Origin of the sequence: Burkholderia sp. HMSC10F09, assembly GCF_001806955.1 — a bacterium.
Taxonomy (GTDB): domain Bacteria; phylum Pseudomonadota; class Gammaproteobacteria; order Burkholderiales; family Burkholderiaceae; genus Burkholderia; species Burkholderia multivorans.
Genome location: NZ_KV786510.1, coordinates 1 through 1,596, shown reverse-complemented (window position 1 = coordinate 1,596; position 1,596 = coordinate 1). Strand labels below are relative to the sequence as shown.

1 protein-coding gene is annotated in these 1,596 nt (G+C 73.8%); it reads left to right on the top strand.

The features are described from left to right. Positions 1-57: 57 nt before the first annotated feature. Positions 58-1,596: malto-oligosyltrehalose synthase (treY, locus tag HMPREF3115_RS01955; RefSeq protein WP_070553315.1), on the top strand; the 1,539-nt coding region annotated here is incomplete at its 3' end.

Genomic DNA, 1,596 nt, shown 5'->3' with positions numbered 1-1,596 from the left:
CACGCGCGCGCGCATCGCGGCGCTCGCCGACGCGCGCGGCACGCCGGAGCGACGCGCATGACGCCGCGCGCGACCCTGCGGCTGCAGCTGCATGCCGGCTTCACGTTCGACGACGCGGCCGCGCACGCGGACTATTTCGCGCGGCTCGGCATCAGCCATCTGTATCTGTCGCCGATCACGACCGCGGAGCCCGGCTCGCGGCACGGCTACGACACGGTCGACTACGGCGCGATCAGCCCGGAACTCGGCGGCGAAGCGGGCTTCGTGCGGCTCGTCGAGGCGCTGCGCGCGCGCGGGCTGCGCGTGATCGTCGACATCGTGCCGAACCACATGGGTGTGGGCGGCTCGTCGAACGGCTGGTGGAACGACGTGCTCGAGTGGGGCCCCGCGAGCCCGTATGCGCGCTATTTCGACATCGACTGGCATCCGCCCGACCCGACGCTCGACGGCAAGGTGCTGCTGCCCTGCCTCGGCTCGCCGTACGGCGACGCGCTCGCCGCCGGCGACATCACGCTCGGCATCGACGCGGCGGCCGGGCGCTTCACGATCGCCTGCGCGGGACGGCAACTGCCGGTCGCGGTCGCGACCTATGCGGAAATCCTGCGTGTCGCGAACCGCGCGGACCTGAACGCGCTCGCCGAACGCTTCGATACCGCGGCCACGCGCGGCAGTGCGCGCGTCGCCGCCGCGCATGCGGCGCTGCGTGCGCACGCGGCCGCGCACGGCCCGCATGCGTTCGACGCGGTGCTGCACGGCACCGATCCGCGCCGTGCGCGCTCGCGCGCGTGCCTGCACCATGTGCTCGAACGGCAGCACTACCGGCTCGCGTGGTGGCGCACGGCCGCCGACGAGCTCAACTGGCGGCGCTTCTTCGACATCGCGACGCTGGCCGGCGTACGCGTCGAGGACGACGCGGTGTTCGACGCGGTCCATGCGCTGCCGTTGCGGCTCCATGCGGCGGGACTCGTCGACGGCGTACGCGTCGATCACGTCGACGGGCTCGCCGATCCGCGCGCGTACTGCCGGCGGCTGCATGCGCGCCTCGCCGCGCAGCGCGACACGCCGCCGACGATCTACGTCGAGAAGATCCTCGCGCCCGGCGAAACGCTGCGCGCCGACTGGCCGATCGACGGCACGACCGGCTACGACTTCATGAACGACGTCGCCGCGCTGCTGCACGATCCGGCCGGCGCGGAACCGCTCGGCGCGCACTGGGCGGCCGTGTCGCGCTCGCCGCGCACGTTCGCGCAGGAAGCGGTCGACGGCAAGCGCCGCGTGCTGCTGCGCCAGCTCGCCGGCGAACATGCGCGCGTCGCGCGCAAGCTGCACGACATCGCGCGCGCGTCGCCCGCGACACGCGACATCAGCCGGATCGCGATCCATCGCGTGCTCGGCGAACTCGCGGTGCACCTGAGCGTGTACCGCATGTATCCGGCCGACGACGAACTCGCGCCCGACGATCGCCGCGTGCTCGCGCAGGCGTATGCGTGCGCCCGCGCGGCCGTCGATCCGACCGATCGCATCGCGCTCGAACGCGTCGCGCAGTGGCTCGGCCTGCCGGGCACGCGCGCGCCGCGTGCCGATGCGGCGCGCCGG